This window comes from Prolixibacter sp. DSM 2831, from assembly GCF_056493735.1.
In genome coordinates this window covers 2,959,687-2,973,046 of the sequence record NZ_CM151379.1, presented here as the reverse complement: position 1 = coordinate 2,973,046, position 13,360 = coordinate 2,959,687, and the positions used below count along the sequence as shown (strand labels likewise).

The 13,360-nt window shown below is 44.8% G+C and carries 9 protein-coding genes; 1 reads left to right on the top strand and 8 read right to left on the bottom strand.

The window, feature by feature from the left end; translation table 11 throughout:
• Positions 1 to 3: 3 nt before the first annotated feature.
• The 5 genes from AC060N_RS12150 to tnpA all read right to left on the bottom strand — a co-directional run bounded on the left by AC060N_RS12150 (position 4) and on the right by tnpA (position 8,151).
• The gene (locus AC060N_RS12150; RefSeq protein ID WP_479524033.1) at positions 4 to 3,573 is read right to left on the bottom strand and encodes a hybrid sensor histidine kinase/response regulator; all 3,570 of its coding nucleotides are present in this window, start codon (positions 3,571 to 3,573) and stop codon (positions 4 to 6) included.
• Between the two features lie 491 nt (positions 3,574 to 4,064).
• A complete protein-coding gene (locus AC060N_RS12145) occupies positions 4,065 to 6,047 on the bottom strand; it encodes a M1 family metallopeptidase (protein ID WP_479524032.1) in 1,983 nt (660 codons plus the stop codon).
• A gap of 217 nt (positions 6,048 to 6,264) precedes the next feature.
• Positions 6,265 to 6,714, bottom strand: a complete 450-nt coding sequence (locus tag AC060N_RS12140) for a transposase (protein ID WP_479524031.1) — start codon at positions 6,712 to 6,714, stop codon at positions 6,265 to 6,267.
• A 76-nt stretch (positions 6,715 to 6,790) separates the two neighbouring features.
• Positions 6,791 to 7,249 carry an RrF2 family transcriptional regulator gene (locus tag AC060N_RS12135; RefSeq protein ID WP_479524030.1) on the bottom strand — a complete coding sequence of 153 codons (459 nt, stop codon included), beginning with the start codon at positions 7,247 to 7,249 and terminating at the stop codon, positions 6,791 to 6,793.
• A gap of 452 nt (positions 7,250 to 7,701) precedes the next feature.
• Positions 7,702 to 8,151 carry an IS200/IS605 family transposase gene (gene tnpA, locus AC060N_RS12130; protein WP_479524029.1) on the bottom strand — a complete coding sequence of 150 codons (450 nt, stop codon included), beginning with the start codon at positions 8,149 to 8,151 and terminating at the stop codon, positions 7,702 to 7,704.
• A 309-nt stretch (positions 8,152 to 8,460) separates the two neighbouring features.
• On the opposite strand from tnpA, the gene AC060N_RS12125 reads away from it, so the two are divergent.
• Entirely contained in the window at positions 8,461 to 9,630 is a 1,170-nt protein-coding gene (locus AC060N_RS12125) for an IS4 family transposase (protein ID WP_479524028.1), read from the top strand.
• 317 nt (positions 9,631 to 9,947) lie between these two features.
• Here the strand turns inward: AC060N_RS12125 and AC060N_RS12120 are convergent, their stop codons facing one another.
• From AC060N_RS12120 to AC060N_RS12110, 3 genes are all read right to left on the bottom strand, one after another.
• Positions 9,948 to 11,927 (bottom strand): fructose-1,6-bisphosphatase, encoded by a 1,980-nt coding sequence (locus AC060N_RS12120; protein ID WP_479524027.1) that lies wholly within the window; start codon positions 11,925 to 11,927, stop codon positions 9,948 to 9,950.
• Positions 11,928 to 12,155: 228 nt separating this feature from the next.
• Positions 12,156 to 12,659: a DUF4199 domain-containing protein gene (locus AC060N_RS12115; protein ID WP_479524026.1), complete on the bottom strand. Its 504-nt coding sequence runs from the start codon at positions 12,657 to 12,659 to the stop codon at positions 12,156 to 12,158.
• 123 nt (positions 12,660 to 12,782) lie between these two features.
• The gene (locus AC060N_RS12110; RefSeq protein WP_463229376.1) at positions 12,783 to 13,259 is read right to left on the bottom strand and encodes a flavodoxin domain-containing protein; all 477 of its coding nucleotides are present in this window, start codon (positions 13,257 to 13,259) and stop codon (positions 12,783 to 12,785) included.
• Positions 13,260 to 13,360 lie beyond the last annotated feature (101 nt).

Sequence of the window (13,360 nt, the reverse complement as noted above, 5' to 3'; positions counted from 1 at the left end):
GAGCTACTGAATAAATTTTGTCAGGCGACTTTTAATATCCTCTTTCTTGAAAGGGCGTTTTATGTATTCATTGAATGTTACGCCCCGTATTTTATTCCACCTTTTCTTCTGACCATATGTTGTCATGGTGATAAGGGGCATTTGGGGACGAAAAGCTTTTATTTTTTTGATGAGGTCGATTCCATCTTCCACAAGTTTAATATCGGTGAAAACCATATTGATATTAGGATTAGCCTGAATAATATGAAGGGCATCTGTTAGTTGGGTCGTATGAACCAGACGGAACTCCGGTAGCATAGATTTCAGCAACAAAAAGCTGTACTCTTCGTCTTCAACAACTAAAATGGTTGATACATCGGTTGGAGTGTCAGAGACCGTATTTCCCGCCTCATCTTCTGCAACGATGTCCGGATGAATATAAGGAATGGTAAAGCGAAATACAGAGCCTTTCCCCGGTTCCGACTGCAGCCATATTTGTCCCCCCAACAGTTCTACGTATGCTTTTGAAATAGCGAGTCCAAGACCGGCTCCTCCATATTCTTTCGAGATGTTGCTATCGGCCTGTTGGAAGCGTTCGAAAATCTTTTCTTGTAGTTCTTCCGGAATTCCGGCTCCGGTATCCTTTATATGAAATTCGATAAACATCCCGGCTACCCGGTAGCCAAAATCGATAAATCCCTGTTGAGTGAATTTTACTGCGTTGCCCAAAAGGTTATTCAGAATTTGAATCAGTTTCACTTCATCGGTGAGCAACATTAATTCTTGTGGTTCAGAAAGAATACTTTGCCGTAACTCCAGTTTTTTCTGTTCCGCTTCCCGTTGGAACTGGCTGATGAGGTTGTCGGTTATCCGTTTCAGATTCACTTCCCGCTGGTTGATTTTTACCTGGCCCGATTCAATGGTTGCGATATTGATAATGTCGGTAATGATGGAAAGAAGGTGCTCTCCCGATTGTGTAATCAGACTTGTATATTTCCGTCTTTCCTCCGTGCTGATTGCCTCTTCGCATAACAAGTCCGAGAAGCCGAGGATGGAATTCATGGGAGTGCGGATTTCGTGGGAAATGTTATGAAGAAAAGCCGTCTTTAGGCGGTCGTTTTCTTCGGCCAACTCTTTTGCCTGAATAAGTTCGGCTTCCGCTTTCTTCCTTTCGGTGATGTTGATGGAAAAGGCCGTTGCTCCGATGATTTCATTTTTATCGTTGATAATGGGATTGTAAAAGGTTTCATAAAATCCGCCTTCTCCATCGCCGAAGTGTTCTGTTTGTGAGTGAGATTCGCCCCGAAGTGCCCGTTCATAATTGGGTTTTATCTTCTGAATATCTTCCTCCGACCGGATGCAGTCCCAAAGATTCATTCCTACAGCAATCTCCACGTCGTAAACCAGTTTCATGGTCAACCAGTGCGTATGGTTGAAATTTAAATAGCAGTAGGACTTGTCAATCGCCAAAATGATGATGTCTTTAGCACTTTCGATAGTTGATTTCAGCAATAACTGCGTCTCTTTCAGGTTCTGCTCAATTACTCTTCGTTCGGTAACATCCCGGAAACTCCACACCCTTCCAACACTTTGCTGGTTCATCCGTAAGGGTTGTGAATAGCGTTCGAAAATGCGTCCGTCTTTAAATCCGAGCGTGTCAAACGAAGTTGCTTCCGGCTCGGCATACAGTTCCATTACTTTATCGATAAATTGTTGGGGATATTCGAGTTGCTCCAGAATATAGTTGATGGCTTTTTCATCGCTGTGACTGACTAATATGTGTTCCGGAATATTCCACATCTCGGCAAACCTCTGATTATACTCGACGATTTTACCATCACTACTGACAACGAGAATGCCATCGGCTGTTGATTCCAGCGTTGCTTTCACCAGCGAAAGCGACTTTTCGAATTGGTATTCACTGAACTTTCGTTCGGTAATGTCCTGAACCGTTCCGATCATGGTTTCCGGTTCACCGGAATCGGAATAATTGATTTCTCCATGGCTCCAGATCCAGCGTTCTTCTCCTGTGTTGTGTCGTTTTATTTTATATTCCCGGTTAAAAGCCTCCCTGTTTCCAATAACTACCTCGTTAAAATAAGCGCCCATTTCTTCCAGGTGGTCGGGGTGAATCAATTTTAGCCAGTTGTCCATGTTTTTCTCGAAATCCCCGTTGATGCCAAGTATTTCATCGAAAATCTCAGAGGAAGTCCATGTCCATTCCTTCAAATTGATGTTGTAAGAGCCGATTCGGCCAATTCGTTGCGACTCTTTGAGCCACTTATCCTTTTCCTTTAAGAGCCGGTCTGCTTCTTTTCGTTCGGTGGTGTCTTTGGCCATGCTGATAAGCAGGTTGGTCCCATTCGGCTGTTTTCCTAGCGGAGCAGTACTGAAATCCCAGGTGAGAACTTTTTGGTCTTTGGTCAGAACCGGAAATTCCCCCTCGTCAATTCGTTCTTTCAACCGGTAGAGGTTTGCCACATGGGCTCTGATTTCTGACTGAAGTCTGGCGTCAGAATGACTGATCCAGTCTTCCATTGTTGACAGATCGTCCAGCGTGTAGCCGGTCAAATCGGTGAACGTTTTATTCAGGGAGAGTATCCGCCCGTCATCTGCGTGAATAATCGCCGGAAAGGGAGCTTCGCTGATGGACTTTCGGAATCGTTCTTCACTCTCGCGCAGTTCAGCTTCCGCTTTGGCACGATACCTGAAAGACTGGTCAATTTCTTTTCCGATAAGCCCGGAAATACGCATGATAACAAATCCGAGTACAAAGATGGCCACAATGATAATTAGTGAAGAGAAAAAGACCTGTGTTTCGGATAGCGAGAACATTCGGGATTCCAGTATGCCGGTAAGCAGCAAAATGATGATTCCCGGAGGAAGAAAAGCCCGCAACAACCGGGCATGCAAAGAGTCGCCGGTAAACAGCTTGACCGGGAAGATATGGAAACCGAAACGGAGTAAGATGGCAACTAGCAGAAAGGTGAAGGAACCTACGGTGTTAATGGCCGGAGGTATAATTTTTTCACCGTATAGCAAGGGATTGTCAAGTAGATAGCCCAAGTCGAAGAGAGCTATGATTCCAAGACATAAAGTTAACATCAGGCTGGCTGCTTGTCGAAATCGACGGGCATGAGAAAAGTAAAAATATAAGGACAGCGAAATAAAAAGGAAGAACAGTGCGGTAGCCGGTGACATGCGGGCTGTTTCGAGACCGTGAAAATGAGGCGGATGGGAAACAATGATAGTTTCGATGTTGAAATGACCTCCTGAAATAATATGAATAAGTACCAGCAACGAAATGATTCCGGTGATAAGCACAGGTATTTTGGCCAATCGAAAATAGTTAGGGAGAGGGCGGAAGAACGAGAGAAAAACAGCCGTCACCAAAAGGAGAAAAGAGATAGCCGTGCTAGGAGCCATTGGGATATAGTGTGGATGCCATCGGGTAATCACATCCACTCCGGTTGCCCATCCGGCAAGGGTAATCAGGCTAAATAACAATGGAAGTATGGCGAAGATGATAATCGAATTTCTACGGGAAGGGAACCATCGTGATGGCTTGCGAACAATGAAACTCTTTCTTTCCATGGTGGTCGTATTTAGAGTTCAGGAAGTTTCGTTAATATCTGCAGCTTATCTTGCTACGAAACGTCCTTCTTTGGTAACAACAGCTCCAAACTATTTCATTCGGGCTGTCAGGTTTAGCGCTCCTAAATGGATTATTCTATCCGTCCTTCTTATTCCGGTACTTAAATTACGAAAAAAAGGTCAGTCTGTTAGATGATGCTTCCGGTATGATATGAACAAACAAACGCTGCATATTCCGGTTTGCCTGCAATTAGCGGGTTATGGTGAATAACGTTGGAGGTAATAATGGATTGATGAGTAGTGTTTTATCCTGAAGAATGCTTTTGGCAAGCTATATTGGGGTGTTATCAAACCAGTAAAAGTTTTCTGTTCATAACTTTATCTACCAGAGGTGTTTATTGACGTCAGCTTCGGATGTCAGTTTAGGTAGAAATAAAGAAGCCGGCGAATTTCACCGGCTTCATATCAATTAGAATGTCTTTATAGCGGATTTACTTTCCGGAAAGTCTGTTATCGTTCGTCCAGACATTATTGGATGGATTTACATCCGGAAGTTGCTTGTCCGGGTCAACAATCACCGAGTCGATAGGAGAGGTGGAGGCGTATTTGAACAGGTATGTGCCGCCTCGTTGCCAGATTTCCACCGGGAGTTTCACCTGACTGGTTTTACCATTGCTTTCCACCACTTTTACGGTCGTCGGCATTACCATTTGGTCATTGTTCTTCAGCGTAATCAGGGCACCTTCTTCCGGCTTGCCTTTGGCATAGTGCACAGCCGTTACCGCCTGATCCAGCGTCCAGGTTTGATAGAACCACTCGTTCCAGAACCAGCCTAAATCTTCACCGGCGGCATCGTCCATGGTTCGGAAGAAGTCTTCCGGTCTGGGATGTTTGTAGGCCCAGCGATCGATGTAGGTTCGGAAGGCATAGTCGAAACGGTTGTGTCCGAGTATATATTCGCGCAAAAGTACGAGGCCCAGCGACGTTTTGTAGTAATTCACCATGTGACCGTTCTTCCATTGCAGCACATCCGAGAAGTTCATGATGGCTTCGGTACCGTCTTTCGTCATAAACGGAACAATATCACGCGCCGGATTTTTTCCTTCCGGGTCATACTCGCCGTCCCGTTTCGGGCCGAATTCGCCTTGGTTGAACTTGTCTTGTGCATATATGTCGATGAAGGTGTTCAGTCCTTCGTCCATGAAACCAAAGCGGCGTTCATCGGAGCCGACCAGCATGGGGAACCAGTTGTGCCCAATCTCGTGCGCGGTGACAAAGTACATCACGTTCGCCTTGTTGATACTCCACTTGCAGAAAATGATGCCGGGATATTCCATGCCGCCAACCGGGCCGCCAACATTTGTGGCGGTGGGATATGGATAAGGATACCAATCGGCCGAGAACGACTCGATGCTGTGCTTCAGGTATTCGGTAGCACGGTCCCAGGCATTTTTACCCATGCTCTCTTTCGGGTAAACCGACATGGTCAAAACGGTTTTTCCTTCCGGAAGATTGGCTTTCGCGGCGTCCCACACAAAAGCTTTCGAGGCAGCCCACGATACGTCACGACTGTTTTCCATTTTGAAATGCCAGGTCAGCATGCCGTCTTGTTTAGGGCGTGTTTCCGCTTTTCCTACTTCGTCCGGTTTAATGATGTATGTAGTTTCGTTGCTCTGACGCGCCTTTTCGAGTCGTTTGATTTCAGTCTTCGTCAGTACTTCTTCGGGATTTTGCAGTACTCCTGCACCTGCCACAATCATGTTAGCCGGGACGGTCACTTTGTAATCAAAATCGCCGTACTCACAGTAAAACTCGCCGGCTCCCTGATAAGGAAGCGTATTCCAGCCTCGTACATCGTCGTAAACGCACATGCGCGGATACCACTGGGCCACATCATAAATGGCACCGTTTTTCGAATCCATCATCGCCAGTCGGAACTGGTTCGTCGTCATGTGAAACGAATATTTCACGGTAACAGTTACTTTGCCGCCATCGGGTTTTACCGGCTGATGCAAACGAACCTGCATCCGGGTGTCGGTAATCACATGGTCGGCTTTATAGGTCTTCCCATCCTGGGTAACCTCTACCGATTGAATATCGATGCCACCGGCCGTGGTCGGTACATTTCCCGAATAACTTCCCCGCGAACCTTCCTTAAAGAGGTTCAACTCTACCTGCAACCAGAGGTAAGGCAGGGCGTCGGGACTGTTGTTGGTATAGTGAATTTCCGAGGTTCCGGAAATTTGGTGTTGTGTCGTGTCGAGTGTGGCGGCCAGGTTGTAGTCGGCGCGGTTTTGCCAGTACATAGGACCGGGAGCGCCGCTGCCACTGCGAAAAGCCGTTCCGGGTTCACTCATAAATGTAGGGTCGAACGCCTTGTGTTGGTCATAATTCGATGCCGGCTGTGCCTGAGCCTGACCGGTCAGGCCGAAAATGAAAATCATCCCTCCGATGACAGATTGTAGTCGATTCATCGCTGTTCGTTAGAGAAAGGTTATTGTTATTGACTAATTCGTGAAAAACGTTTCCCAAGATGGGATATTTTTTTCGAATTGCCTAAAACAACCCCGGTTTCGGAGGGGGAGGTAATGAAGAATTAAGACAAACGGTGAGGAACTCAGGCACTAATCACACAGGGCGAGGTGCTGAAATTCCAAAGATGGGGGCATTGCCCCCATCAGCTTCCATTGATTAGTTCCAGAAATACTTTCCGTCGTATTCGGCAACCTGGTATTGCCTGATGAATTCTTCCACCTCTTCCTGGAAACTGATTTTCTGATGGTGTTCCTGCTGGTTGAGGATATATTTTTTCAGGTAATCAACATTCGAACTACTAACCGTGAATGCCGCATATCCCGTTTGCCAGGCAAAGGCATCAATTCCCTGTTCCTTCATCCATTGGGTCGATTGTTCCTTTATAGCTTCCACCACCGTTGCTAACGGCTGGTCCTTCGACAGCGAAAATAAGATGTGCAGGTGATCGGGATCGGCATGCATATGAACGGAAGGGCTTTCCAGTTTTTCCAGAATTTGGTCAATGAATACTTCGAGCCTCGGTTTGATCGTTGGGCTGATAAAAGGAATTCCGTCCTTTGTTCCAAATGTAAGATGGATGTAAAGTTTGGCCAGTGATTGTCCCATAGTTGTTTTAGTTTGGTTATTGGTTACGTTTTGTTCCGGTCAGAAGACCGGAAATTTTATGATATACCGTGTATGTTTAATTCTCGTTGAGCAACCCGGTAGCTTTTATATCGGACTGATGGTTCAGCTGAGCCTGTAGTTGGCACACTTCGCCAATGGTTTGGTTACGGAGTAATAAAGTTACTTCTTTATTTAAATTTTCAAGTGTAAAATGTGTTGCACAGGTAGGCGAAACAGGACAGGGTGTTGCTTCGTCTACGCAATGGTATACATCCAACTTGCCCTCGAACGCGATGTAAACATCATACAAACTAATCGAATTGGGGTCTTTGGCCAGTCTGTATCCCGTCCGGTAGCCCTTATTCTTGAAGATTAACTGGTTCTTTCTCAGCGAGGCAACAATCTGATCCAGAAATCGTATAGACAAGTAGTTTCTTTGAGCAATATCTTTCAGTAATACGCCTTCACCTTCATCATACAGAGCAATATCAACCAGGGCTTTTATGCCGCCATGAAACTTCGAAGTAAACTTCATCGATTAAATCAGTATTTGACCTTAAAGGTAGTATTTTGAAGACAGTTTTTGGCCTGTGAAACGGGGATGTTTTGCTTTCTTTTTGTCGAGGATACAAGTCTTCTTTTACTCATTTGTCTCATTAATGTTTTTTGTACGATTGGGAGACGGGGCCCAGCCCTTCAGGCTGGGGGTTGCAGTAGGTTCGTTCTCTTGGGGCGATGCCCCAAGTTCTGGAATGCGAGCCTTTCAGGCTCTTTTATTGGTGGCGTGTTCATCTTCTCAATTGTATTGTGCCAAACACCGGTGGTTGATATTGGCGCGTTGTTCATTTAATATTGATGTCTGGAATCTGATTGTCGGTTGGCGTCCGAAGCAGGCTGAAAGCCTGGAACTCCAAAGCTGGGGGCAACGCCCCCAGATAGAAGGCCCCAACGAAGACAGAAGCCTGAAGGGCTTCCACCCTTCACCGTTTACGTCCAAAAATATTCCCCGTCATATTCCGAAACCTGGTAATGTTTCATAAACGTCTCTACTTCCTCCTGAAAATTGGTTGTTCGATGATGTTCCTCTTGATTTTGAATGTACCTTTTCACGGAATCTAACTTTGAACTACTAACCGAAAAGGCCGCATACCCGATTTGCCACGCGAATTTCTCAACTCCTTTTTCTTTCATCCACTTAGATGAACTTTGCTTGACTCCCTCCACTATTTTCGACAGTGCATGATTTTTAGAAAGACGGAACAGAATGTGAACATGGTCAGGATTGGCATAAACCATCATCGTTGGGCTTTTCAGATTTTTAAAGATACCTGTGATATATGCTTCAAGTGCGGGCTTTATCTCTGGTGAGATGAACGGATAACGCCCTTTGGTTCCAAAGATAAGATGAATGTATAATTGTGAGAGTGATTGGCCCATGATTAGAGTTTTTACTGGTTGATATTAGATTCGTTCGCTTTTCAGGTTTGTGCCAGCCCTTCAGGCTGGGGGTTGCAGTAGGTTCATTCTCTTGGGGCGTTGCCTAGGAGTGTTCGAAACATGAAAATCTTTAAAATTCTAAATTACCCCGTCGTTTTTCAACATTCTATTAACATGTCATCATAAGCAAATATCAAAACTTAAAGTTTAGTCATAAACATGTTGATATATTGGTAATTACTATTGTGGTAATGGTTGTGCAAACAATGGAGTTACAACTATCTTTACTACTATTAACGGGTATTTATCTTGACCAAAAGCACTTCAAATAAGCTTACTGCGGAGGAGCTATTAAAAATGATCCCCGATTCTCTTCTTGAAGATTTGAGCGATGCTACAGGAGTCGATCATCAGGTAAAAAAGATGTTCGGCAAAAATATGTTCTACCTGTTATTGTATGGTTACCTTGAAAGTACCAAAATAAGCCTTCGAGAGCTGGAAGATATATATAACTCCCAAAAGTTTAAATTCCTCTTCAATATTGATCAACAAAGTCAAACGCACTACAATTCTCTTTCAGACAGACTAGCCACAATGAATCCTGAGTACTTCAAGAAGATTTATGAATTTGTTTATGCCACCTTTGCAAAACGTTTTACCCCGGAAGAATCAGAAAGTCACTCAATTGTCCGGGTTGATTCTACGCTGGTAACCGAAACAGCAAATAAGCTTAGAGAAGGAATGATTGTCGGCAATCAGTACCATAAGAAGAAACAGGTAAAATATACCTTATTAATGACCGATATTTTTCCTTGTGGAGCAGAAATATTTACCAGTCAGGAAGAACATAATGAAAACAAAACCATTCCTTTAGCTATTTTCAATCATGCAGATAAATCCGGTATCTTTGTTTTCGATCGAGGGGTGAACAAACGGGATATTTTTACAGACTTTTGTGAGCAGGGGATACAATTTGTCACCAGAATAAACCCAAAAGCCAGATATGAGCTCATCAGTTCCGCCGAAATTAAAGTCCCAAAATGTAATAACCTGGTTATTATTAGCGATCAATTTATTCGTCTGTATAACCAACAAAGTAAACTAAGTGCCCCTTACCGACTAATTAGGACCCAAAGGGAGAAACAGGGAAAAGAAGAAATATGCTTTTTGACTAATTGTTTTGATTTGAATATTGAGGAGATAATAGCCATCTATCATAAAAGATGGGATATTGAAGTATTCTTTCGTTTTATCAAACAGGAATTAAACTTTTCTCATTTTGTATCGACAACGCTCAATGGAATCAAAATTGTATTGTACCTAACCCTGATTCTGGCTATTTTAATTCTGATGTATAAGAAAAGTAATGACCTCGGGTACAAAACTGCAGTGAGACGCTTCCGAATTGAACTTGATGAATTAATTACTAAAATGCTGATAACCTTCGCGGGGGGAGACCCAAGCCTGGTTTTTCGATAACTTCTTACAAGGTTTCGAACACTCGTAGGCGTTGCCCCAAGTTTTGGAATGTGAGCCCTTCAGGCTTAAAGAATTTGGGCTAAAGCCATGGGCAATTGAAATTCATTGCTTATTCAACGTCAGCTTATCTGTATCAGGCTGAAAGTCTGAAATTCCAAACCTGGGGGCAACGCCCCCAGGTAAAAAGGCCGAAAAAATGATAGAAGCCTGAAGGGCTTCTACAAAATTAGGCAAGGCAATAAAAAAAGGGGGCAAAGCCCCCTGAGATATGTGTATTCACACTTTATAGGGAGGCTGGCGGGCCTCCTTTATTTTTATCAGAAACGTTCTTTAATTAAACCGCGTTTATAGGCCGCGAGGAGTTTATGCAGGTCCTCGATTTGCGCCAGCAAGCTTTTACCGATATCGGTCTCTTTTACTCGCATACGCTGGGCACTAGCCTCAATATAAATCCGCTTCGAGATAATGTCTTTCTCTTCGAGGATGGCGGTTTGCCGCGAATCGAAGTGTTCGTGTTCCACCAGCACCAAACCATACGAGTTGTAGATGAGTGTGTAGCCCGAAACCCCGGTCACTTTCTGGTACGGTTTCGACATACCACCGTCGATAACGAAAAGTTTGCCTCCTGCTTTGATGGGCGTTTCGCCTTTCTTCACCTGCACCGGCACATGTCCGTTGACGATATGCGAATTGGGGCCGCCGATGCCGAACTCATTCAGGATTTTATCGCAGTACGCTTCATCATCGTAAACCAGCGAGTAGTATGAATTCTTTCCTTCGGCATGCGTCTCTTTCTCTGCCAGGAAATAACGCTCGAATGTCGCCATTTTCGTTTTCCCGAAAAGGGGAGAAGAAGCACCACACCACAGGTACCACATATAATCGCTGATGGGTTCGTACTTCCGTTGAAAGCGGAATTGGTATGCCTTACGGGCCATCCGGTCGAAGTGGTCGCAAAGAGCCTTGCCGGAATAAGCCGTTCCTTCAATTTCCAGTGACTGAAATTCACCTTTTTTCGTCATGGGAATACATCCATGATACATCAGGTTGTCGTTAAAGGTGAGGTACATGCTACCGTGCGAGAACAGGAAGGCAATGTGTTTCTGCAAACGGTTGGCATTTTTAATGCTATTGGCCAGTTTGTCGATTACCGCTGTTTCTTCTTCGTTTAGCTGATATGGATTCTTCGGGTCAATGGTCGGGAAGTTCTTGTCGAGCAACTCGTAGGTTTTATTCCCAATTTTGATGGTCCCTTTCTCGTAATCGACTTTATCGAGCAGCAACCGGTCGCGCATGTTGAATTGTGGGTTGCGCTCGATGATTTGCCCTTCCAGTTTAAACTGAATAATGGAAATGGCCTTGTGCATCTTCTTCACCAGGTCCCTGTCTTTCCCTTTATCGAGAACCAGTGGAATGAACTTTTCACAAGGGTCATTGTCGTATGAGTGAAGCGCCAGTGTGGCCAGCGGCATCATGTTGATTCCGTATGCGTCTTCCAGCGTATCAATGTTGTTGTACCGGAGCGAAATCCTGATCATGTTGGCAATCAGCGCCCGGTTGCCCGATGCGGCTCCCATCCACAACATATCATGGTTTCCCCACTGGATGTCTATGGAGTGATAATTCAGGATACGGTCCATCACTTTTTCGGGCGACGGTCCCCGGTCGAAAATATCGCCGATAACGTGAAGACGGTCGATGAGGAGTCGCTGGATGAACCGGCAGATGGCGATGATAAATGCATCGGCCCGGTCGATGTGGATGATGGTGCTGATAATGCCTTCGAAGTATTTTTCTTTGTCTTCGCCACTCTCGTTCAAGAGCTCGTCGATGATGTAAGCGAAATCGGGCGGCATGGCTTTTCGCACTTTCGAACGGGTGTATTTCGAAGCAGCAGCCCGGGCAACCACTACCAGACGGCGCAGCGTAACCGTAAACCACTCTTCCGGATTTTCTTCCTCTTTCAGCACCAAATCCAGTTTCTCTTCCGGGTAATAAATTAACGTGGCCAGTATCTTCTTGTCCTTTTCCCGGATATTCTTGCCGAATACGTCGTCGATTTTCTTGCGGACCACACCCGATGCGTTGGCCAGCGCATGACTGAAAGTTTCGTATTCGCCATGGATATCACTCAAAAAATGCTCGGTTCCTTTCGGAAGATTGAGGATGGCTTCGAGGTTGATGACCTCGGTGCTGGCAGATTGGATGTTTTGGAAGCGGTCGGATAGCAGGCGCAGGTATTTGATTTCGTCCTGAAGTTCTTCTCTTGAAAAGGAGAGATTGTCGTTATTACTCATTACTTGCGATTTGAAGTCTGTTAACAAAATAACAACCATCCGGCAAGCTGAAAGATGACAAATGCCATTAAAATGCGCCGGCAAGGTTGTTTGATAACATGCAAACGCATGAAACCCTTCGAAAGTTGAAGTGTTGCTAATTTGTGATAAAAATGTTGTAACGGGGGCAAAATATAAAAGCTCCAATACCTAGAATATTGGAGCTTTGTTTATTGAGCGTTATTCTTTTTACGCTGCCTCCGCTGCCTCCGGCTTATTATTCTTACGGGTAAAGAGCGCTACAATAGCTGTGGTGATGAGTCCCATGATGGGAGCACCAATCAATCCCTGGATGATGTAGCTTTTCAGACTAAAATAGGTTTCGGCAGCTTCCTGTGTTAGTTTGCCATTACTCACTGCATATTCGATAGCATTCGCAAAATAGTCGGGTGAAACCACCGTACTAACCAGGTATTGCGTCAGCGGACTCAGGATGGTGACAATCACGGTGATGATAACGCCACTAATGAATCCCTGTCCGTAGGTCATAAATCCCCCGTAATGGTTTTTGCGTTTGTCGAGCAAGGCAATCACATACACGGCGATGGCCGGTATCGCAAAAAAGTTGGTGAATACGGCGTGTTTGTCGATATTTTCACCGTGAAGGCCGGCCATGCGCTCCAGCAACATCCACAACAGTTGGATAATGACGAAAATAAGAGCCCATTTAATTTCGATGCCAATGTTTTTCATAAGTTCTGTTAGTTTAGGTGGTTAGGCAAATACGATTCATTTTACCTAAAGTTATTCTTTTTTCGGCAAAGAAAACAGAAGGCCAATTCTGGCGGCGAGGTGTGACTAGGGTGTGTTTTCTATTCAGCCCTGCAAACGACTCACGAAAGCATCGATGGCTTCCTCGTTGATATCCGAAACGGAATGGTCGGTTTTCGAGATTTTCTTTACAATAAACCGTTCCAGAAAATTCATCCGTTCGAAGACAAATTCGCCGCCCATAATGCCGGTAGCTTTGGCATGAGTTTTTAGCTCGTCCGGAAAGGCATTCTCAAACTCTTTTTCCTGCAACTCGCGGTCCATGCAGCAGATGAACAATCCTACCTCTTTTTGCTGAAGGTCGTTGAGGTGTGCCGTGCAGAAATTCTTTACCTGTTTTTGAACGGCTCCGGCATGGATAGAGCCGCCTACTACAATGCGTCCAAAATCCTGCAGGTTGGGTTTCGGGTATTTCTTCAGGTCGATGAGGGTTACCTCGTCGGTGCTCAGCTTTTGAGCCATGGTGCGGGAAACGGTTTCGGTGGTTCCGTGTTTGGATCGAAAGATAATGGCAGTTTTCATACGTTAGCTTGTATCAGAATGAATCAACAAAATGTCTGCTCATGTGCAGATTTTCAATGTGTAAAGTTACAAATTGCTGAAATTCGATACAGGCATATGAA